The following is a 19,839-nucleotide window of genomic DNA, read 5'->3' as shown; positions in this document are numbered from 1 at the left end:
CTCCAGGGGCGCTCAACCGAGGTCGCCGCCGCCGACCGGCAGCACCGTGCCGGTGATGTAAGAGGCTTCGTCGCTAGCGAGAAAGAGGATCGCGCCAACCTGTTCATCGAGGTTGCCGTAGCGTTTCATCAGGCTGCTGTCGAGGGTCTGGTCGACGATCTGCTGGTACCAGATTTTCTCTTCGCCACTCTGCTCCGCGCTGTTGCGCGGCACCCGCCGTGGCGGCGCTTCGGTGCCACCCGGCGCCGTGGCATTGACCCGCACACCGCGCCCGGCGGTTTCGAAGGCCAGGCAGGCGGTCAGGGCATTGACGCCCCCCTTGGCCGCGCCATAGGGCACGCGATTGATGCTGCGAGTCGCGATCGAGGAGACGTTGACGATCGACCCGCTGCCCTGTTCGAGCATGTATGGCAGCGCGGCATGGCAACACCACAGGGTGGGGAACAGCGAGCGGCGCACTTCCGCTTCGATCTGCGCCGCTTCGTAGTGCTCGAACGGCTTGGCCCAGAGAGTGCCGCCCACGTTGTTGACCAGCACATCAAGGCGGCCGAAATGCTCCACCGCCGCAGCCATTACCCGGCTGCATTCGCTGTGCTGTTCAAGATCGGCGGTCAGGCTCAGCACGCCCTCGCCTTGCAGTTCATGCACCAGTTCCGAGCGATCCACGGCCACCAGCGTCGCGCCTTCTTCGAGCAGACGCTCGCACAGACGGCGGCCGATCCCCTGCGCCGCGCCGGTAACCAGCGCAACCTTGTTGGTGAATCTGTTCATGACAACCTCGAATAAAAAAGGGACCGACCGTACCCGCACGATGCGCCCGGCCCCATAAAACGGCTTCAGGCAGCGGCGGCAGCGAATTTCTCGTAGTAGAAGTTCGCCGGAGTAATGCCCTGTTCGCGGATGTACTGGCTGACCGCCTCGACCATCGGCGGTGGGCCGCACAGGTACACGTCGACATCGCCTTCGTTGAGGTGGCGCGGCTCGATGTGCTGGGTGACGTAGCCCTTGAGCGGATGCTGGCTCTCGGGGTTGGCCACGCAGGCGCTGAAGCTGAAGTTGGCAATGCGCGCGGCAAAGGCCTGCAGGCGGTCCAGCTCGACCAGGTCGAAGTCGTTGGTGACGCCGTAGATCAGGTGCAGCGGATGCTCGCTGCCCTCTTCGGCGATCTTCTCGAGCATCGCGGTGAACGGCGCCAGCCCGGTGCCACCGGCCAGCAGCAGCAATGGTCGACGGATCTCGCGCAGGTAGAAGCTGCCCAGGGGGCCAGCCAGGGTCATACTGTCGCCGGCCTTGGCCAGGCCGGTCAGGAAGCTGCTCATCAAGCCGCCCGGCACGTTGCGGATCAGGAAACTGACCTCGCCGTCCTTCTGCAACGAACTGAAGGAATAGGCGCGGGTCTGCTCGCTGCCGGGCACGCCGAGGTTGACGTACTGCCCCGGCAAAAAGGCCAGGCGGCTCAGGGCCTCGCCCTTGATCGACAGGGCAATGGTGCTGTCCGACAGCTGGCGCACGGCGCTGATGCTGGCCTGATAGCTGGCCTGCTCGGTCTTGCACAGTTGCGACGAAGCCGGCACACGCACCACGCAGTCGCTCTCGGCGCGCATCTGGCAGGTCAGCACATAACCCTGGGCGGCTTCTTCCTCGCTCAAGGCGTCTTCGATGTATTCCTGGCCAAGGTCGTAACGGCCAGCTTCGGCAAAACACTTACAGGTACCGCAGGCGCCATCGCGGCAGTCCAGCGGAATATTGATGCCCTGGCGGTAGGCGGCATCGGCCACGGTTTCTTCAGCGGTAGCGTCGATGAAACGGGTGACCCCGTCCTCGAAATTCAAGGCGATCTTGTGCATGGCGCACCTCGCAGCAAAGCAGGATTCAGATGTGATAAACGTCGATGACCTGACGCACGTAGTCGTTCTTGAGCACTACCTTCTTGGCCTTGATCAGCGGCCGTTCACCGCGGACATCGAGGGTGTAGAAGCTGGTGCCGAAGTGGCTGTCGACGGTCTTGTAGCGAAAACTCAGGGTGTGCCAGTTGAAGCGCACCTTGCACAGGCCTTCGCCCTGCTCCAGCAGCTCGATGTTGCTGATGTTGTGCGAGGTCCGGGTGTCGGGCATGGTCGCGCTGGAGCGTTCGGTCTTGATCCGGAATACCCGGTCTTCCAGGCCGCCACGGTTGCCGTACCAGATCAGCGAGATTTCCCGTTGCGGGTCTTCGGTGAGCTGGTCGTTATCGTCCCAGGCCGGCATCCAGAAGGTAACGTCGGCGGCGTAGCACTCCAGCCAGTTGTCCCACTGGCTGTCGTCCAGGTAGCGTGCTTCGGCAAAGAGAAAGTCGCGCACTTGCTCGAAGGAAATGCTCATTGCACGGCCTCCACTGGGATCAGTTGCTGGTCGGCGGCAAGCGCCTTGAGCATGGTTTCCTGCCAGTACTTGTGTTGCAGCACGAACAGGCCTTCGTCTTCGGTACGCACGCCGCTCAGTTGCGGATGCAGGTCGATTTCCTGGGCGGCGGCATCGGCGCCTTCGACCCAGTGGGTGGCGCCACGGGACATGTCGTTCCAGCCGCGCCCGCCCTGGTAGCCCATCTGGCAGGAACGGAATTCTTCCAGGTCATCCGGGGTGGCCATGCCGCTGACGTTGAAGAAGTCTTCGTACTGGCGAATGCGCTGGGCCCGCGCCTCGTCGCTCTCTCCCTTGGGGGCGATGCAATAGATGGTGATCTCGGTCTTGTCGACGGCGATCGGCCGGGCGATGCGGATCTGTGAGCTGAACTGGTCCATCAGGTACACGTTCGGGTACAGGCACAGGTTGCGCGAGTTCTCGATCATCCAGTTGGCGCGGGCCTGGCCGAAGTCGGCAGCCAGTTCGTCACGGCGCTCGAACAGCGGCCGGTCCTCGGGGTTGGTCCAGCGGGTCCAGAGCAGCAGATGGCCCTTGTCGAAGGCGTAGAAGCCGCCGCCGCTCTTGGCCCAGCCGCCAGCACTCATGGTTTTCACCTCAGCACCGGCCTCGCGCTGCTTGCGCTGGTTCTGGGTGGCGGCGTAGTTCCAGTGCACGGCGCTGACGTGATAACCATCGGCGCCGTTCTCGGCGGTCAGCTTCCAGTTACCTTCATAGATGTAGGACGAGGAGCCGCGCAGCACTTCCAGGCCGTCGGGCGACTGATCGACGATCATGTCGATGATCTTCGCCGACTCACCCAGGTGCTCCACCAACGGCACCACGTCCGGATTGAGGCTGGCGAACAGGAAACCGCGATAGGACTCGAAACGGGCGACCTTGGTCAGGTCGTGGGAGCCTTCGCAGTTGAAGCTCGCCGGGTAGCCGGCGTCGACCGGATCCTTGACCTTGAGCAGCTTGCCGGAATTGTTGAAGGTCCAGCCGTGGAAGGGGCAGGTGTAGGACGAGCGGTTACCGCTCTTGTGCCGACACAGCATCGCACCGCGGTGGCTGCAGGCATTGAGGAAGGCATTGAGTACCCCATCCTTGTTGCGCGCGATGAAGATCGGCTGGCGCCCCATGGTGGTGGTGAGGAAGTCGTTCTTTTCGGGAATCTGGCTTTCGTGGGCAAGGTACAGCCAGTTGCCCTCGAAGATGTGTTTCATTTCCAGATCGAACAGACGGGGGTCGGTGAACATCTCGCGCTTGCAGCGAAAGACGCCCTTCTCCTGATCTTCTTCAAGCAGGGAATTAAGGTAATCGAATCCCAGGGACATGGCCGGGGCCTCCGTTGTTATTGTGTTCAGGCCATGTCAGGTTAGGGAGCGAGGGGCACGGCAAATATCCGCTTTGTGCAGACCTTTATCCGTTTTCTGCAAAGTGTCAGAGGCGACGCTTGAGGGTGTCTGAGGGCAGTTCGCCGAACAGCGACTTATAGTGTTCAGAGAAACGCCCGAGGTGGACGAAGCCATAGTCCATGGCCAGTTCGGTGATATTGCGCACCTTGCAGTCGGGGTCGCCGAGGCTGGCGCGGATGCGCTCGAGTTTCTGCTGGCGGATGTACAGTTTGGGCGTGGTGCGAGCGTTGCGCTCGAACAAGGCATACAGCGAGCGCAGGCTCATGCTCGCCTGCTGCGCCAACTGTTCGCTGCAGATGTCCTGCTTGAGGTTGGCGTTGATGTACTCGGCGATCCGCTCGAAGGATGCCGCCTGGCTGCTCAGCGCTTCACGGCTGACGTTGGTGTGCATCAGGGTCAGCAGCTTGCTGGCGACGATCTGGCTGTAGTGCTCCTGCACCCGCAGCATCGGCTCGCTGCTTTCGGCCTCCTGGCAGACCATCGCCAGCAGCCCGGCAAAGCCTTCCAGCGCCAGCAGCTGGTAGTGATGATCGAGAAAGCGCACGCCTTCGCTGGGGCGCTGCCAGCGCTGTTCGTCACACACCGACTCGAGCAGGCGGGTGGGCAGTTTGAGGATGAATTTCTCGCAGTCGGCGGAATAGGCCAGGTCGACCGGCTCGTCAGGGTTGATCAGCAGCAACCCGCCGGGGGTCAGCAGGCGCTCTTCACGGCCACGGCGCCAGAGGCAGTGGCCGCGCAGCAGGATTTGCAGGTGGAAAACGTTCTCCAGCGCTGGCGACATCACCCGCACATCGCCGCCATAGCTGATTCGGCACAGGTCGAGGCTGGCGAACTTACGATGGTTGAGGTACGCCTCGGGATGCCCGTAGCGCGGCAGGCGAATGCAATGGGGGCCGACATGCTGGTTGACGTAGGTCGACACCGCATGAGGGTCTGCACGCTCGAACACCCGGCTGCGTTCGCTGAGCAGGGGACTCTCCATACCCATATCGGCCATACCAGCCATACCAGGTCACTCGTTGTAGTTATGCGGCCAGTCTAAGCGATAGCACTGGCCGGCGAGCAACCTGGGGATGGACGGTGTGTTTCCAAAAGCATCGCTGGCAAGCCAGCTCCCACAGAGATCACCGCAGCCCCTGTGGGAGCTGGCTTGCCAGCGATGAGGCCCTGATGGCTTACAACAACGTCCAGGTGTAACTCAGGATCACCCGGTTCTCATCAATGTCCGAACGGTAATTGGACCGCGCCATGGCATTGCGCAGTCGTATCCCCAGCCCTTTGAGCAACCCGCTCTGCACCGCATAGCCAAGGTCAAAATCGCGCTCATGTTCCTTGCCCTCGAAGCCCAGCCCGGTGTCGACGTTATTGCCCTTCAGGTAACGCACGGTGGCAGTCAAACCCGGTACGCCCATGGCGACGAAGTCATAGTCATAACGCACCTGCCAGGAACGCTCGTCGGTGTAGGCGAACTCATAGGTTGGCACTTCGTTGCCCAGCGGCGAGATATTCGGGAACACCCGCGGGAAAGCATCGTCACCATAGATTGCCTGATAGCCGACGCTGAACGTGTGCCCGCCACGCTTGGCCGACAGCAGCGAATAAAACGCCTGGTTGTCGACCTCACCAATGCGCGCATCCCCCTGCTCCCTGGCAGTGAAGTAACCGAGGTTGGCGCCGAGGGTCCACTCGCCCATCGGTTGGCTGTGCTTCAAACCGAAAAAACCTTGCTGGTAGATATCTTCCAGGCGCCCATACCAGAGGCTGGCAGTGGTGCGATTGGCGTTGAAGCTGTAGTCGCCACCGGCATAGTTGAAGGCATCGCTGTCGGCCTGGCGCTGGGGCAGGTGGCCGAGCATGGCGATCATCTTTTCATCACCGGCTTCGTTGCGCAGGCTGGTTGAACTCAGGTGACCGGCCTGCAGGGTCAAGCCGGCTATCTCGGCAGAGCTCAGGCTGACGCCCTGGTAGGTTGGCGGCAGCAGGCGCGAGTCGTTGTATTGCAGGATCGGCAGGTTGGTCTGCAGCTCGCCGACTTTCAGCTCGGTCTTCGAATAGCGCATTTTCAGCGTGGCGCCGACCCGGCTGTACTCATCGGCAGCGCGGCCATCGTCCTGCACCGGCAGCAAACCGGTGCCGGTGCGATCCGGGCTGCTGTCGAGCTTGAGGCCGAGCAGGCCAATGGCATCGACGCCCAGGCCCAGGGGGCCCGGGGTATAACCGGACTTGAAGGTGAAGATGAACCCCTGGCCCCATTCCTCAGCCTTTGATTGCTGGTTGGCACCGACAATGCCGGAAAAGTCGCGGCTGAAGTAGTAGTTGCGCGCTTGCAGGGTAGCGCTGGCGTCCTTGATAAAACCCGGCTCGGCGGCATTGGCACAGAAACTCAGGGCGCAGCAGGACAGCAACCCGCAGTGTGGGAAGTTGTTCATGGTAGCGGTGCTCTTGTTATTGTTGTTTTGGCTTGTAAATTTGCGGCGCCTGCATCGCTGGCAAGGCCAGCTCCCACAAGAACGCTATGCACTCCGACCACTGTGGGAGCTGGCTTTGCCAGCGATAGGGCCAACGCGGTTATTTGGCTATGCCGCTGACGGCAACGGCGCCCTGCCCCTGCCAGCACCACGCCCGGCAAACACCATCATCGCCACCGCCGCGACCGCACCCGGCAGGGCAAAGGCCATGAAATTCAACGCCAGCGGCAGTTGGATCCCCAGCAGCATCCCACCCAGGATCGGCCCGACAATCGCCCCGCTGCGACCAATACCCGAGGCCCAACCCAGACCCGTCGAACGAATCCCCATGGGGTAGTACTGAGCCACACAGGCATAGGCGAGAATCTGCGTGCCGATGGTGGTCGCACCCGCAATGGCAATCAGCAGGTACAAGACGGGTGCAGGGCTCTTGAAGCCGAGCAGGCTGATCGACAACGCCGCCACGGCGAAGAACACCACCAGCACCCGGTCGAGCTTGAAGCGGTCACCAATCCAGCCGCCGCCCACCGCACCAAAGATCGCGCCGAAGTTCAGCACCAGCAAAAACGCCAGGCTCGAACCCAGGCCGTAGCCAGCGTTGTTCATCAGCTTGGGCAACCAGGAATTGAGTGCGTAGACCATCAACAGGCAGCAGAAAAACGCGACCCAGAGCATCAACGTACTCAGCGCCCGACCTTCGCGAAACAGCTGCGGTACCGAACCACCGGCGTTAGTGCCGGTCAACACTTCCAGGCGATCGCCCGCTTGCGCCTGATAGCTCGGCTCAACCCGCTGCAGCAACTGGCTGGCCTGCTCGGTGCGGCCCTGGCGTACCAGGAAACCCAGGGACTCGGGCAGGTAGCGCAGGATCAGCGGCAGCACCAGCAAGGGGATGATCGCCACATAGAACACCGACTGCCAACCGAAGGCTGGCAACAGGACGATGCCCAACCCGGCCGAGAGCATGCCGCCCACCGAGTAGCCACTGAACATGATCGCCACCAGGGTGCTGCGCATGCGCTTGGGCGCGTATTCATTCATCAGCGCCACCACGTTGGGCATCACCCCGCCGATCCCAAGGCCAGCCAGAAAGCGACAGAGACCGAACTCGGCGGGGTTGCGGGCAAAGCCGTTGAGCACGGTAAAGCCGCTGAACAGGATCACACAGAGGGTAATGGCTTTCTTGCGCCCGATTCGGTCCGACAGCGGGCCGAACACCAGGGCGCCGAACATCATGCCGAACAGCGCGTAGCTGCCCAGGGCACCGGCCTGCAACGGGGTCATGCCCCACTCCTGCATCAAGGCCGGCAGCACCACGCCGTAGATGACCAGGTCGTAACCGTCGAAGATGATGATCAGCGCACACCAGAACAGCACACGCCAGTGAAAGGAATTGAACTTCGCCTGATCGATCAGGCTATTGATATCGATCGCTCGCATGAGGCGTGTCTCTTTTGTTGTTGTTATCGAAACCCGAATGGCGATAGCTGCAAGGCACAGGGCCGGGCAGTGTTCGCAGGGTCAGGTTAGGAGCAGCAGCGAGGCGCCAATAGCCGTTTCCTGCGAATCGCTATCCAGATTGCGCAGGGGCTGACGAGCGTTCAGCGGTGGCGTTTGAAGGTGACCGAAGGCAGCTCGCCGAAGCGCTGGCGATAGCTTTCGGCGAAGCGCCCCAGGTGCAGGAAGCCATAGTCCAAGGCGATTTCGGTGACATTGCGCACCGGGCTGGAAGGGTCCTGCAGGGCCGCGTGAATACGCTCGAGCTTGCGCTGGCGCACATAACCCTTGGGGGACAGACCGGCATGACGCTCAAACAGCGTGTACAACGAGCGTTCACTGACCCGCGCCACCGTCATCAGCTGACTGACACCGATGTCCTGGTGCAGGTTGGCATCGATATAGGCCGCCAACTGTTCGAACGAGTGAGTCTGCAACCCGGGTTCGCAACGATCGATGTTGTTGCCCAGCAGGCTCAGCAGCTTGCTGGCGACAATGCGCCCGTAATGCTCCTGCACTTGCGCCAGCGACTGGGTGGATTCGGCTTCGTCACACACCAGCCCGAGCAGGCCGATAAACCCCTCCAGCGCGCCAGTGGCATGCCGCGCGCTGGTGAAGCGGATACCGCCTTCGGGCAATTGCCAGCGCTGTTCCAGGCAAGCCTGTTCGAGCAGGCTGGCCGGCAGCTTGAGGATGAACTTCTCGCAGTCGGCCGAGTAGGTGAGGTCAACCGGATCATCCGGATTGATCAACAGCAACTCGCCCGGCACGTAGTGATGCTCGTCGCCGCGACAACTTGAACGGCAGTGCCCTTTGAGCAAGATCTGCAGGTGATACAGGCTGCCCAGCGCCGGTGAAGTAATCCGCGCCCTGCCCCCATAGCTCAGGCGGCACAGGTCGATGCTGGCAAACTTGCGATGGTTGATGCTCGCCTGCAGGTCACCCGTACGCGGCAAGCGCAGGCTGTGACCGCCAACGTGCTGGTTGACGTAGTCGGACACCGCATAAGGGTCGGCATGCTGGAACACACGGCTGCGCTCGCTCAACAGTTGGCTGCTCATGGGCTGGCCTCATTGTTATTCTGGTTCGACGATATCCACAGGGTCTGGTTATCCACAAGGCAGCAGCTTGCGCCAGCGCCAGCAGGCAGTCCAATATCCGTTGGGTAGGCAACCATACCCTGGAGGTATCATGGAACTGCGTCATCTGCGCTACTTCCGGGTACTCGCGCAAACCCTCAACTTCACCCGTGCCGCCGAGCAGCTGCACATCGCCCAGCCGCCCCTGAGCCGGCAGATCCGCCAGCTGGAAGACACCCTCGGAGTAGAGCTGCTGGAGCGCGGCAGGCCGCTGCGCCTGACCGAGGCCGGGCGGTTTTTCCACGAACAAAGCGCCGCCCTGCTCGACCAGCTCGAACAGATCGCCGAAGGCACCCGGCGCATCGCCAACAGTGAACGCCAATGGCTGCGCATCGGCTTTGCGCCGTCGACGCTCTATGACTTGCTGCCCGAGTTGATCCGCCAACTGCGGCGCAATGAGAAACTGGAGTTGGGCCTGCAGGAAATGATCACCCTGCAGCAAGTCGAGGCGCTCAAGGCCGGGCGCATCGATGTCGGCTTCGGGCGCATCCACATCAAGGATCCGGCCATCGAACAGGTGCTGCTACGCGAGGAAGCGTTGGTGGTTGCCCTGCCCTGCGGGCACCCTTTGCTCGATCAGGCCCTGGACCTCAAACGCCTGGCGGATGAGCCCTTCGTGCTTTACCCGGCCAACCCGCGACCAAGCTACGCCGACCACATCATGGCGCTGTTCACTGCCCAGGGAGTGAATATCAAGGTTATCCAATGGACCAACGAACTGCAGACTGCGCTGGGCCTGGTTGCTGCTGGCCTGGGGATAACATTGGTACCGGCGTCCGTGCAAAGCCAGCATCGCGCCGACATTGTTTATGCACCGCTGCCTGAAAAGACCGCAGTGTCGCCGATCATTCTCAGCTACCGGGCTGGGGATAACTCGCCGCAGGTCAGGCAGTGCCTGAGTTTGCTGGAACTGATGAAAACCGGCCCCCAGGGCTGAAGGCCGGTTTATCCACAATCAGGCAAGGGCAGCCTGCTGGTTTTCCACAGCCAGCAAGTCAAAACGCTCGGCCAGGAACGGGGTGATGTCCAGTGGCAGGGTTTCCTGATGCAGGACCTTGTCGATCAGCACCCCGGTGATGGCCGAGGTGAGGATGCCGGTGCGAAAGTGTCCACAGGCATTCAGGTAACCGCTGACTTCCGTGACCGGCCCCAGAATCGGCAACTCGTCCGGCGAGCCTGGGCGTAAGCCGGCCCAGGTGCGCTTGAGGTTGATCTGCGCCAGCTCCGGCACACAGCGAACCGCGCCCTGAACCAGGCCGTTGATCTCCGGGAAAGTGTTGCTGACGTCGAAGCCTTTGTCCTCGGTGGTGCTGCCGATCAGAATCTCGCCGTTGTCCTTCTGCGCCATGTAGCAGTCGCTGGTGGTCAGGCAGCCTTGCAGCAGCTTGGGCATGCGCTCGGTGAGGATGATCTGACCTTTGACCGGCTTGACCGGAATCCGCAGGCCGGTGGCCCATTCGCTCAAGTCTGCGGCCCAGGCACCAGCGGCGTTGATCAGGGTGTCGCAGTGAAAGGTGCCCTCTTCTGCGGTTTGCACACCGCTGACCCGCGAGCCCTGATGCAGCACACCGGTGATGTTGGTGTTGTGGAACAGGTCGACACCGTTCTGGCGCGCCGCTTCCATATAGGCATCGGCCAGGCGGAACGGGCTGACCTGATGATCGCAGAGAAACTCCAGGGCGCCATGGGCCTGATGGCTGACCGCAGGTTCCGCCTGGCGCAGGGCCTCGCGGTCGAGCCAGCGCACCTGGTCGGCCAGGTGCGGAATCTGCGCGACAATGTGCTCAGCGTACAGACGGTCTTCATCGTCGTAGATCACATACTTGAGGCCGGTGCGCTCGAACTTGAAGTCCATGCCGTGACGGTCGATCAGCTCGCGGTGCAGCTGTGGATAAAGTGCGTTGGACTGCAAGGCAAAGTCGAAGAACGACTGCGGCAGGATATGCGGCGTGCTCGAATCCACTGCCACCGCCGCACCATGGGCCTCGCGCTTGTGCTTGGCCGACATCATGCGAAAGAAGATCACCCCGCAGCCCAGGCCCACCGACTCACCGATGGCCCACAGGCCGCCCGCCGAGGCACGGGTGGCGTTGCCCGGGCGCTTGGCATCGATCAGGGCGATTTTCAGGTTCTTGCGTTTGGACAGCTGGTAGGCGCAGGACGCACCGATCACACCGCCACCGGCGATGACCACATCATAGGTTCTGTTCATGCTTCAGGCTTCCGTGCCGAGTTGCTGGAATGCAGAGAAGGGAATCGGATCGATCGGGAAACGCGGCCGCAGCCAGCCGACGTCGGCGCGCCCGGTGGCTTCGCGCAGGCGATCGCTGCAGTAGCCGACGCACATGCGCCCCTGGCAGTCGCCCATGCTCACCCGGGTGCGCATCTTCAGCCCGGCCATGTCTTCGACGCCCTGCTCCAGGGCCCGGTCGATGTCGCTGCGGGTCACGTGTTCGCAGCGGCAGATCACCGTGTCGGGCTGCGGCAGGTCAATCTGCTTGGTGCCGCGATGGGTGTAGCGTTCTACGCCAGCACGAAAGCGCTTGATCGCCGCCAACTGGCCAAGGTATTTCTCGCGCAGCTCGATGGCCTCTTCAGCATTGAGTACTTCCTGCTGGAGCAGGATCGAAACAGCGGCAATGCGCCCGGTGAGCATCGCCGCTTCGCCGCCACGGATACCGCCCATGTCGCCGGCCAGGTGGATGTGCGGCTGGCTGCTTTGCTGCCAGACGTTGCTTTCCGGGCGCAGGTAGCCGTCTTCGTTGAAGCCGTGGTCCAGGCCCAGTTGCTGGCTAAGCTGCGTGCGCGGGATAAACCCGTAGCCCACCGCCAGGGTTTGCGCCGGTTCGCGCTGGGCGCGGGAGAGGTCCGGTTGCCAGTCGTCGCCGTAGGGTGCCACGGTCACTTCAGCCAGCTCGCCCTCGCCCTTGGCTTCAACCACGCCCCAGCCGTAGTACATGGGGATGCCATTGAGCTTCATGTAGCCGAGCATGCTCAGGCCATCGAGGAACAGCTGCGGCTTGTTCATCAGTGCCAGGCTTTCGCGGGCGATCTTGCTGAACGGGCAAGCTTCATAGACGCCGGCGACTTTCGCCCCGGCCGCGTGCAGCTGGCAGGCCACCAGCGGCAACAACGGCCCGGTACCGGCGATCAGCGTACTGCCCAGGGGTTTGACCACGCCGCTCTTGATCTGCAGCTGCAGCCCGCCGAGCAGCATGACGCCAGGCAAGGTCCAGCCAGCAAAGGGTACGTTGCGCTCGTGGCAACCGGCCGACAGCAACAGGTGGGAATAATCGATTTCGTGCAGGGTTTCTTCGGCGTCGAGCACCATCAGACGCTGCTCGTCACCACCGACCACACGGCTGTTCAGGCGCAGGTCGATGCGATCGGCGCACGCGGCAAAATCCTTGTGCAGTTTCTTCAGCGCCTTGCTGTAGCGGGCGCCCAGGTAACCCAGGTCGACGCCACTGCGCAGCGGTCCGCGAAACACCACGCCACCCGGGCGCGAGGCTTCATCGAACAACAGGCTGGAGACACCGTGCTTGGCCAGCTCGATCGCCGCCGCCATACCCGCCGAACCACCGCCGACAATCACTGGACGCAGGCTCATGGTGCCTCCTGCCCGGCAAAGCGGTTGGTCCCGGTTTCGACCCGCATGCCGGGTTGCACCACGGTCTGGCAGGCGCGGCGCTTGGGCCGACCGTTGATCGACACCAGGCAGCAATGGCAGACGCCCATGCCGCAGAAGGCCCCGGTCAGCTGGTCATGGTCGTTGCGCGCCACCTGGCGCAGGCCTACGGCGTTGAGCACGCTGAGCACGGTTTCACCGGCGGCGACATCGACTGCCTGGCCGTTGAGTTCGATGGTCATGTCCGCCCGCGACAGGGGCTGGATATCTAGCTTTCGCTCCAGAGTCTGCATAGCTTTTCGTCCGTGAAAAAGAAACATGGACTGATCACACTATGCCAAGCACGCGCCTGGACTATTGATCCAGGCCAGCTAATGGGCCTGCTTGCCGGACAAACCGACAAAAACACAAAACCCCCGATAAACGGGGGTTCTGAATTTAGAGAATTAAAACTGTCGCTGCGGATGCAGGGATTCCGTGGCATCAAGCCTGCTTTGGAGGAAACGCAAAACTGTCGCACCACCTGATTTTGGTGCTGACACCCAATGCTCTGGAGAATTAAAACTGTCGCAGCCAGCAACGACGCGGCTTTGCGCGGTTCGGCAGCAACCTTTGCCAGCCTCACCCTCTTGTGGCTGGCCACTAGGAGTTACAGCCCTAAAGTCGTCCCTTGCGTGCTGGCGCTTTTCGCCCTTGTGCGTCAGCCGTTTTGGGCTCCCACAGCCGCTGTAGGACCTGGTCCACAGAGTACAACCACCGCGTAGAGACACATCCAAGAGATCTCAGACATCTACAACGATTCTGTTGAGACCTCCACCGCCATTTGGAACGAGCAGAAGGTTGATACCGACAACCACCAAGCCTGGTTTTCTGACAGATCACGCGTGAGCTACCCGGTACTGGTCGTCGTAGGCGTACACGACAATGTGCTGGGTTACGCTTCGTTTGGCGGCTGGAGGGCCTGGGACGGCTACCGGCATCGGTAGAGCGAGCTGGGCGATGTGCTCGCCCAGAAGAGTAGAGCTGTCTTCATGCCTGGAACGCTCAATGCCTTGGAGAAGGTGCTGAAGCTCCTTTAACGCTTGCAAGAAAGCGGATTTAAAAAAGCCGATGAGTTTGCTCTCACCGGCTTCTTCCTACTCAGACGTCCTTACGTACAGGCAGGGCAGCTCTCAAGGCCCGAGCCGTCACATCGTCCACAGAGACTGTCGTTTTCATCGCCCCCTTCTCCGGAACCATGACAAAGCCGGCAGGTAACTTCCTCTGTTCCGCCGCAGGTCTGACAATCGTCCTCGGTTAGCGAGCCTGTTCCATGGCAAGGCATGCAGAGAACCGAGCCTTGACCGCCGCAGTGGCCACAGGCGTCTGAGTCAACCGCGCCTTCTCCCTCGCAGCGGTTGCATTCACGCAGTTTTTCGGCATCCGGATCGTACCAGCAGCCGTCACCGCCACAGTCTGGGCAGGTGACCAGTGCCCGGCCTCCTTGGCAAACAGGGCAGCTGGTGTAGCCGTCTACGCAGTGGGGGCAAGCGATAAGTCTGGTCATGTTATTTGTCCCCTTTGCTGCGTTGCTGAGCGTTGTGAAGATGAGCTGCCTGTGCAGCGAGATGGTGGCCTGTCACTGACCCAAAATGAACAGCGTTCAGAAAACAGCCACGGGCCTGCTCGTACCGCTCTGCCCTCATTCCGATATCGCCTAGCGCGAGGAAGGCACGCTTACGTACCTCATCGTTTTCTGGGTTTTTTGCAGCCCGCTCGTACCAGTGGACTGCTTGCTCATCATCCTTATACGTGGTGAATGCGTCGTGGTGGCTCTCGTCGTGGATGTTGCCCATCTTGAGTTCGGCTGCCGCTAGTCCCAGGTCTGCGGCCTGCTTGTACAGCCTCACAGCCTCGCTGAGATCCTGCTGAACGTGTTGGCCGTTCTCGAACATGTCCGCAAGCCAGAACATGGCCTTAGGAAAACCGTCCTTGATTGCCTCGTGGAGCAGTTCCTCTGGTGTTGCAGGCAGTGGAAAAGCCTGAGGATCGGTCAAGAACAGCTCGACCATCTCGACTGTCGCTTCTGGATACCCGCGCATGGAGGCTTGCCCGTAGAGCTTGAAGGCCTTCTGGGTGCTTTGCTCAATAGGCCCGGCACCTTGATGGTACATCTGAGCCAGCCTGAACGCTGACATCGCACATTTTCGCTTGTCGCCCTTGCGCAGGAAGGACGCCGCTTTGTCCCAGCGCTCTTTACGCAGGTAGTAGTTACCCAGCTCGGACGGCGCATCGGAGTGCTTGCTATTGAAGGCTCTTAACATCCAGGTCAGGCCCTCTTCTTCAGTATGCCCGAAGTACTTACCCGCTGAGCAATAGAGCAGACCCAGCTGCATTTTGGCGTCGACGTAATCTTGTTGGGCGCAGGCGAGCAGGTCGCGCTCTACCATCTGCAGGCGATCTTTGTGAAGGACCCCGGGTTCGCCAAGCTTGATGGCGGCAATGATGCCCCCAAACAAATAGACTGCGGCATCGGTCATGAATTCGAAGCGCTGTCGAGCGTCCTCTATCAAGTGATCCAGAGAGGTCTCGAAGCGACCTAGGCAGTAGACGTCGACGTCCGTGCCTGCACGCCGGAGATCCCCGACCGAATTACCATCAGGCAGAATCAGGTAGTCCGAGTTGAAGGTGCGATTTTGCTTATGCTGCTCACGTTGTTCACGAAGCCAGCGAGGGATACGAGGGGAGGATGATTGGGACATGATTGCACTCTAATTTTAGACAATAGTTAGCACAGGCCCTGCCGCAAGGGGGCGGTGCTTTATTCACTGATTGTCTGGCCAGTGCATCATGGGGCGGGTGCGGCTCAGATCCCGTGTCTTGTGGCCTACGCGACTTGTCTAGCATAGGCATCTGTGATTTTGTGTCAATACCTCTGCGTGAGGTAGCTGCGAAAATTGTCGTCCGTAGACCCTTAGAGCTGAATGGCCAAGCGAGACTACTTGGGGTCGAGATGAATATTTTGGACGTAACGGAAAGGGGACAAACGGTTAATGAGTGCGACAGCTTCAATCCGTGGCGCCGCCGCTGCACAGCTCGGCTTCGACTATCAACTTGATGTCTCGATCCTCGCCGCTTTTCAGCTGCTGCTGATCTCTAAGGCCGCCACCCGCTTGGTGCTTGAGCCCGTTAACGAGGAGGATCTCGAGGTCGATCTCGAACCCACTGTTCCGGGACGAATGCAGCCAAGCGCAATGGTCGCCGGCGGCTATAAGCTTGTAGTGCAGATCAAACGCAATACAGGCGAGCCTTGGTCGATTGACGATTTCATAAGGCTACTGAAGCATGGTTCCGACAAGCCTGGTGGCCGTCGCGAGGCTCTTCACCATCTTGACGATCCTGACACGCGCTATCTGCTCGTCACCACTGCCAGCGTCAAAGGTGTCGCCCGAGGCCTCTTGGTCCAAGGTTTTGAAGAAGCGGCTGACAAAGGTGAATTTCCTAGCATTCTCAAAGATACGCTCAAGAAGTCGCCAGAAGGCCGTGTCGCGATCTGGGGCGGCCTTACGGAAAAACTCCTCACTTCGGTGCTACGGGAACTGATGTCGGACTTGCTACACGTACCTCGGCCGAACCAAGATAGACTTCTCGCCAAGCTGCGCTCTGAAGCAAAGCGGCGCACCCGTGGGGCGGTCCCCGGAGTTTGGACCCGCGAGGATCTCTTGGCGATCGTGCGTGAACATGATGGGTTCCTTTCAAGCCTTGCTAGCCTAGAGCATTTCGTCCCGCCAACGAACTTTCACGACATGGTTGAGCAACTGACAGACAAGGGAGCCATCGTGATCCGTGGTCCGTCGGGCACAGGCAAAACGCAGGCCGCGCTCAGATTATGCGAGCTCGCACGACAGCGCGACGGAAGCCTGGAAGTGGTAACGCTCGGCGCCGACGACACTCCGACCAGTGCGAGGAAGCTCATTGATCGCGGACCGACGCTTTTTTACATTGAGGACCCGTGGGGCCAGTATCGACTGCGAGAAGGCGCGGATAGCTGGACCGAGCAGCTACCTCGCTTGCTAGCCAAGGCCTCGTCCAACCATCAATTTGTGATCACATCGCGTAGCGACATCATGGGCAAAGCTCAGGAAGTGCTGAGTCAGTGGTCTGTCGAACTAGATGCCGCGCAATATCGCAGCGGCCAGCTTCGCGAAATATATGACAGTCGCACGGACCAGCTCCCGCCGGCTTTGCAGCCAAAGGCCTACGCATTTCGCAAGGCTGTACTGGCCGAACTCGAGACCCCTTTCGAGATTGATCTTTACTTTCAGCAGATGGCGCAGGGGCCAGAACTTGAGGAGAGCGATCACGCATTCTCCCGGCGATTACTTGAGCAAGCTCATCGAGACGCGGTGGGCGGCGTTGTAGTAAGAGCCCTGGAGGCCAGCGACTCATCGGGAATCGCAGCTATCGTTTGGGCTTTGCTAGCGGCCCGGAATCAGTTCGACAGGAGCCAACTCAGTCCTCTGCAACGATCTTTGCGCCCGCTAGATCGCGATCTAGGCGAGGGCTTAGACAAGTTGATTGATCGTATGGTCGCGGCACGACACCTGCGCCAGCCGTTGCGTACGATTTCCTTCACCCATCCGAGCGTGCGACAGGGGGTCGAACTCTTTCTAACTTGTCACTGGCTGCGCAGCGAGGGTGCGATCCAGACCTTGATCTTGGCATTGACACGTCTGCCCATTGAAAATCGCGTCTGGGGCATGGAAACCGCTGCTCGCGTCTTTGAGGCGACACGCAACTTCGTCGCGCAACGTAAAATCGATGCCCCTTTCCAGATTGACGAATCCAGCCAGGCCGCCATAGATGCCTGGCTCGACGAAGGCCTGATCGACCCAGCCTCGGATTTCCCCAACCTACTCGAGCTCGCTTCAGAAGTCGGCTCTACGGCGTCGATACCGAGCCGCGTAGCCTATTGGCTGCTCAAAGGAACTCAGCGTGGCGCATCGTTCTTCATCGACAGCTGGAGACCACCAGTGTTTGACGACGACTGGTACGCCGGGGTTTCGGCAGACCCGCGCTCCGCCGTGGTCGCCGCTCGTTTCATCCGAGAAAAGTTGGGGTTCGAGCGAGGGAGTTATGGGGATCAGTTTGCCGCACGCCTCGACCGTATCGCACCCAATCTCACCCCAGCCTATCTGGATGCGGCTCGACATATGGTCGGCAACGGCTACGAGACGAACGCAAAAGCGGTCGCTACGGGCGCGATCCGAGATCTGGTCGGCTACGAAATTATCGTTGATTCCGCGCTCGACCACCTCGCCGCGATTAAGCGCGGCTATGACCTATCCTACGCGGAAGAGTGGCGTGCAATTGAGGATGGTGAGCGCGACGCTGCTGTCGAAGAGGCGATGCAATGGAGCCACGAGGAAGATGGCTACACCTCGGGCGTATTCATCGAAGTTTATATTCGGCATCTGCGCTCCATTGGAGCCTGGAAGGCTATTGCTGAGCACCCCCGCATGGCTGAGTTGGTTTTCCCCTGGGCGCGAGATCTGCGCTTGAACAACACTCATGCCTCGCCTGCCGAATTCGACGCTATCGTCACGTGTGCGAAGGAGCTTGATGCCGAACCCGAGGTCTGGGAGGCTCTCGGGCAAAATTGGCTGCCTGAAGTCGTTCATAGGCTAGCGAGAAGGATTGCGGATGGTGTGATGGCAGTCGACCTACGCAAGGCGCTCACTCAGACTGCATTAGCTAGAGTGCCAGGTCTTCTGGTCAACGAGATCAACAGCCTTTCCGCTAAGCCTAGCAAGCAGCTTATGTTGCTCGCCGATATCGACCGCGCCAGCTACCAGATCAATGTCAAGGATCGAGCGGCAGCGCGGGAACAGATCACCGACCACCTTCCAGTCGAGCTAGTCGAAATCATCAGTGCTTTCCCGTCGGACCACAGTGGCCCTGGAAGTGTGGGGCCTAACGCGCTCAAGATTCTAACCGAGAACGTCCTGGGACTAGATTCGGAAACGCTCGGCCTAGTCGTGCCAGTGATCGTTGCGAATGGTGGCAATGCTGCGCCGGGCGTCGAGTTCTGGCTCGCAATCGCGAAGAGTAAGGATGATGCTCTCGCGGCGACTAAAGTGGCGATTGAGATCGGCGACATCGCGCTGGTCGAGCGCTCGCTGCGGCACAATCGGGCGGATGCCCGGCACGCCGCGCTCCTCCACCTTGCATCATCCTTGTCAGATCCGCTGCCCGCATCTCTTTTGGCTTTGTCATCCGACCCCAGCGCAAGAGTACGGCGTGCAGTTGTTTCGGTCATCCGCGAGAGGCCGCACCCCGATCACCAGAAGACACTTCTAGGATTGACGCACGACCAATGGTCAAGTGCCGATTACCATACTTCTGTCCGGGATACTTACACCATTGCCCAAGAGGCGGTGATTGCTCTCGCAAACTATGCATCTTTGGTGGATCCCGTCGGCGAAATGCTCCTTGATCTTGCCAGTACTACCAGCGACAGAGCCCTCAGCCAAATCGCTCTGATAGTCGCAGCGAATAAGTGCAGCTCCAAGATCCAGCAGAAGATCTCGAACCTCGTCAGTCTCAGAGAGTCACGATGGATCCGCCTCGATGCTCTCGTAGCGCTCGCTGATGCGGCAATCCTCGATCCGAGCGTCACCGAGCATCTAGCCCCAACCTTTCTGACTGATTTACCGCCGATATTGGCCGCTCACGCAGCCCATTTAGTCGGCGCGCACGCTACCTCCGACGTCGCCCTGAAACTTTTCACCAGCGTTGCTAGCGTCAACCGTCGCCAAGTCCTACTCCTTGTCGGCGCAAGCGCAATGGCAACACGTGATCGTAAAATCGCCGATCAAATTCTAGACCTCCTTGAACCCGGCCACCCCGCGCGCCGGATACTCGATACATCAGAGCTGCTGCCGTTCTCGGTCCTCGACGATTTAGGCTCGGTTGCGCTGCGGGAGTACGCGCGTAAGCGGCTAGGCGAGCGAATCTCGGAATGAGTAGGGAGCGAGAAAGGGACTTGTTACCATTTGAGAACCTACAAATGCTCCGCTCCTTCCGGAAAAATTAATGCTTCGCTCTCTCTGACCCTCAGCATTGGCTTTTGTTATTTGCCATCTAGAACTGCCACGGGTAGACCCATAGTAAGCGTCCGGCGAACTCACCCTCCGATCCCAAGCATAAGGGTGATGGTATCCACGTATTTTTAGGTGGACACCATCACCCTTATGCTTGGGATCGGGTAGGTGTCCGCCGTACGCTTACAAACGTTCGCCTGCACAATCCAAAAAGCGTTAGCGCCACTG

The 19,839-nt window shown here is 60.4% G+C and carries 14 protein-coding genes; 2 read left to right on the top strand and 12 right to left on the bottom strand.

Translation table 11 applies throughout. The features are described from left to right. Nucleotides 1–12 precede the first annotated feature (12 nt). The 8 genes from UW3_RS0112210 to UW3_RS0112175 all read right to left on the bottom strand — a co-directional run bounded on the left by UW3_RS0112210 (nucleotide 13) and on the right by UW3_RS0112175 (nucleotide 8,823). Complete coding sequence (locus UW3_RS0112210; RefSeq protein ID WP_010222767.1) at nucleotides 13–771, bottom strand: 1,6-dihydroxycyclohexa-2,4-diene-1-carboxylate dehydrogenase; 759 nt, start codon at nucleotides 769–771, stop codon at nucleotides 13–15. Nucleotides 772–836: 65 nt separating this feature from the next. Further along, on the bottom strand, nucleotides 837–1,847 hold the full coding sequence (gene benC / locus UW3_RS0112205; RefSeq protein ID WP_010222766.1) for a benzoate 1,2-dioxygenase electron transfer component BenC: 1,011 nt from the start codon (nucleotides 1,845–1,847) through the stop codon (nucleotides 837–839). Between the two features lie 25 nt (nucleotides 1,848–1,872). Continuing rightward, the gene (gene benB / locus UW3_RS0112200) at nucleotides 1,873–2,361 is read right to left on the bottom strand and encodes a benzoate 1,2-dioxygenase small subunit (RefSeq protein WP_010222765.1); all 489 of its coding nucleotides are present in this window, start codon (nucleotides 2,359–2,361) and stop codon (nucleotides 1,873–1,875) included. After that, entirely contained in the window at nucleotides 2,358–3,716 is a 1,359-nt protein-coding gene (gene benA, locus UW3_RS0112195) for a benzoate 1,2-dioxygenase large subunit (protein ID WP_010222764.1), read from the bottom strand. Before benA ends, benB begins: the two co-directional genes overlap by 4 nt. 106 nt (nucleotides 3,717–3,822) lie before the next feature. Next, the gene (locus UW3_RS0112190) at nucleotides 3,823–4,779 is read right to left on the bottom strand and encodes an AraC family transcriptional regulator (protein ID WP_010222763.1); all 957 of its coding nucleotides are present in this window, start codon (nucleotides 4,777–4,779) and stop codon (nucleotides 3,823–3,825) included. Between the two features lie 193 nt (nucleotides 4,780–4,972). Next, nucleotides 4,973–6,226 carry an OprD family porin gene (locus UW3_RS0112185; protein ID WP_010222762.1) on the bottom strand — a complete coding sequence of 418 codons (1,254 nt, stop codon included), beginning with the start codon at nucleotides 6,224–6,226 and terminating at the stop codon, nucleotides 4,973–4,975. A 147-nt stretch (nucleotides 6,227–6,373) separates the two neighbouring features. Then, complete coding sequence (locus UW3_RS0112180; protein WP_010222761.1) at nucleotides 6,374–7,705, bottom strand: MFS transporter; 1,332 nt, start codon at nucleotides 7,703–7,705, stop codon at nucleotides 6,374–6,376. Nucleotides 7,706–7,866: 161 nt separating this feature from the next. Further along, nucleotides 7,867–8,823 (bottom strand): AraC family transcriptional regulator, encoded by a 957-nt coding sequence (locus UW3_RS0112175; RefSeq protein ID WP_010222760.1) that lies wholly within the window; start codon nucleotides 8,821–8,823, stop codon nucleotides 7,867–7,869. A gap of 130 nt (nucleotides 8,824–8,953) precedes the next feature. Between UW3_RS0112175 and UW3_RS0112170 the strand changes: the two genes are divergently transcribed. Further along, a complete protein-coding gene (locus UW3_RS0112170; protein WP_010222759.1) occupies nucleotides 8,954–9,838 on the top strand; it encodes a LysR family transcriptional regulator in 885 nt (294 codons plus the stop codon). An 18-nt stretch (nucleotides 9,839–9,856) separates the two neighbouring features. Here UW3_RS0112170 and hcnC read toward each other — a convergent pair whose 3' ends face one another. From hcnC to UW3_RS0112150, 4 genes are all read right to left on the bottom strand, one after another. Then, entirely contained in the window at nucleotides 9,857–11,113 is a 1,257-nt protein-coding gene (gene hcnC, locus UW3_RS0112165) for a cyanide-forming glycine dehydrogenase subunit HcnC (protein WP_010222758.1), read from the bottom strand. A 3-nt stretch (nucleotides 11,114–11,116) separates the two neighbouring features. Further along, nucleotides 11,117–12,511: a cyanide-forming glycine dehydrogenase subunit HcnB gene (hcnB, locus tag UW3_RS0112160; protein WP_010222757.1), complete on the bottom strand. Its 1,395-nt coding sequence runs from the start codon at nucleotides 12,509–12,511 to the stop codon at nucleotides 11,117–11,119. Next, nucleotides 12,508–12,822: a cyanide-forming glycine dehydrogenase subunit HcnA gene (hcnA, locus tag UW3_RS0112155; RefSeq protein ID WP_010222756.1), complete on the bottom strand. Its 315-nt coding sequence runs from the start codon at nucleotides 12,820–12,822 to the stop codon at nucleotides 12,508–12,510. Before hcnA ends, hcnB begins: the two co-directional genes overlap by 4 nt. A 1,254-nt stretch (nucleotides 12,823–14,076) precedes the next feature. Next, nucleotides 14,077–15,270, bottom strand: coding sequence for a tetratricopeptide repeat protein (locus tag UW3_RS0112150; protein WP_010222755.1), 1,194 nt, complete (start codon nucleotides 15,268–15,270; stop codon nucleotides 14,077–14,079). A gap of 291 nt (nucleotides 15,271–15,561) precedes the next feature. Between UW3_RS0112150 and UW3_RS0112145 the strand changes: the two genes are divergently transcribed. Further along, nucleotides 15,562–19,533, top strand: coding sequence for an nSTAND3 domain-containing NTPase (locus UW3_RS0112145; RefSeq protein WP_010222754.1), 3,972 nt, complete (start codon nucleotides 15,562–15,564; stop codon nucleotides 19,531–19,533). Nucleotides 19,534–19,839 lie beyond the last annotated feature (306 nt).

Origin of the sequence: Pseudomonas donghuensis (assembly GCF_000259195.1) — a bacterium.
Lineage (GTDB): Bacteria > Pseudomonadota > Gammaproteobacteria > Pseudomonadales > Pseudomonadaceae > Aquipseudomonas > Aquipseudomonas donghuensis.
Note: the sequence above shows the minus strand (reverse complement) of the source record. Positions and strands in the feature narration are given on the sequence as shown.

What these genes read in the sequence shown, in the direction of transcription:
- UW3_RS0112190 (WP_010222763.1), bottom strand. Translation starts at nt 4,779, where the DNA reads ATGGAGAGTCCCCTGCTCAGCGAACGCAGCCGGGTGTTCGAGCGTGCA.
- UW3_RS0112170 (WP_010222759.1), top strand. Translation starts at nt 8,954, where the DNA reads ATGGAACTGCGTCATCTGCGCTACTTCCGGGTACTCGCGCAAACCCTC.
- UW3_RS0112210 (WP_010222767.1), bottom strand. Translation starts at nt 771, where the DNA reads ATGAACAGATTCACCAACAAGGTTGCGCTGGTTACCGGCGCGGCGCAG.
- UW3_RS0112145 (WP_010222754.1), top strand. Translation starts at nt 15,562, where the DNA reads ATGAGTGCGACAGCTTCAATCCGTGGCGCCGCCGCTGCACAGCTCGGC.
- UW3_RS0112185 (WP_010222762.1), bottom strand. Translation starts at nt 6,226, where the DNA reads ATGAACAACTTCCCACACTGCGGGTTGCTGTCCTGCTGCGCCCTGAGT.
- UW3_RS0112180 (WP_010222761.1), bottom strand. Translation starts at nt 7,705, where the DNA reads ATGCGAGCGATCGATATCAATAGCCTGATCGATCAGGCGAAGTTCAAT.
- UW3_RS0112175 (WP_010222760.1), bottom strand. Translation starts at nt 8,823, where the DNA reads ATGAGCAGCCAACTGTTGAGCGAGCGCAGCCGTGTGTTCCAGCATGCC.
- hcnA (WP_010222756.1), bottom strand. Translation starts at nt 12,822, where the DNA reads ATGCAGACTCTGGAGCGAAAGCTAGATATCCAGCCCCTGTCGCGGGCG.
- hcnB (WP_010222757.1), bottom strand. Translation starts at nt 12,511, where the DNA reads ATGAGCCTGCGTCCAGTGATTGTCGGCGGTGGTTCGGCGGGTATGGCG.
- benA (WP_010222764.1), bottom strand. Translation starts at nt 3,716, where the DNA reads ATGTCCCTGGGATTCGATTACCTTAATTCCCTGCTTGAAGAAGATCAG.
- UW3_RS0112150 (WP_010222755.1), bottom strand. Translation starts at nt 15,270, where the DNA reads ATGTCCCAATCATCCTCCCCTCGTATCCCTCGCTGGCTTCGTGAACAA.
- benC (WP_010222766.1), bottom strand. Translation starts at nt 1,847, where the DNA reads ATGCACAAGATCGCCTTGAATTTCGAGGACGGGGTCACCCGTTTCATC.
- benB (WP_010222765.1), bottom strand. Translation starts at nt 2,361, where the DNA reads ATGAGCATTTCCTTCGAGCAAGTGCGCGACTTTCTCTTTGCCGAAGCA.
- hcnC (WP_010222758.1), bottom strand. Translation starts at nt 11,113, where the DNA reads ATGAACAGAACCTATGATGTGGTCATCGCCGGTGGCGGTGTGATCGGT.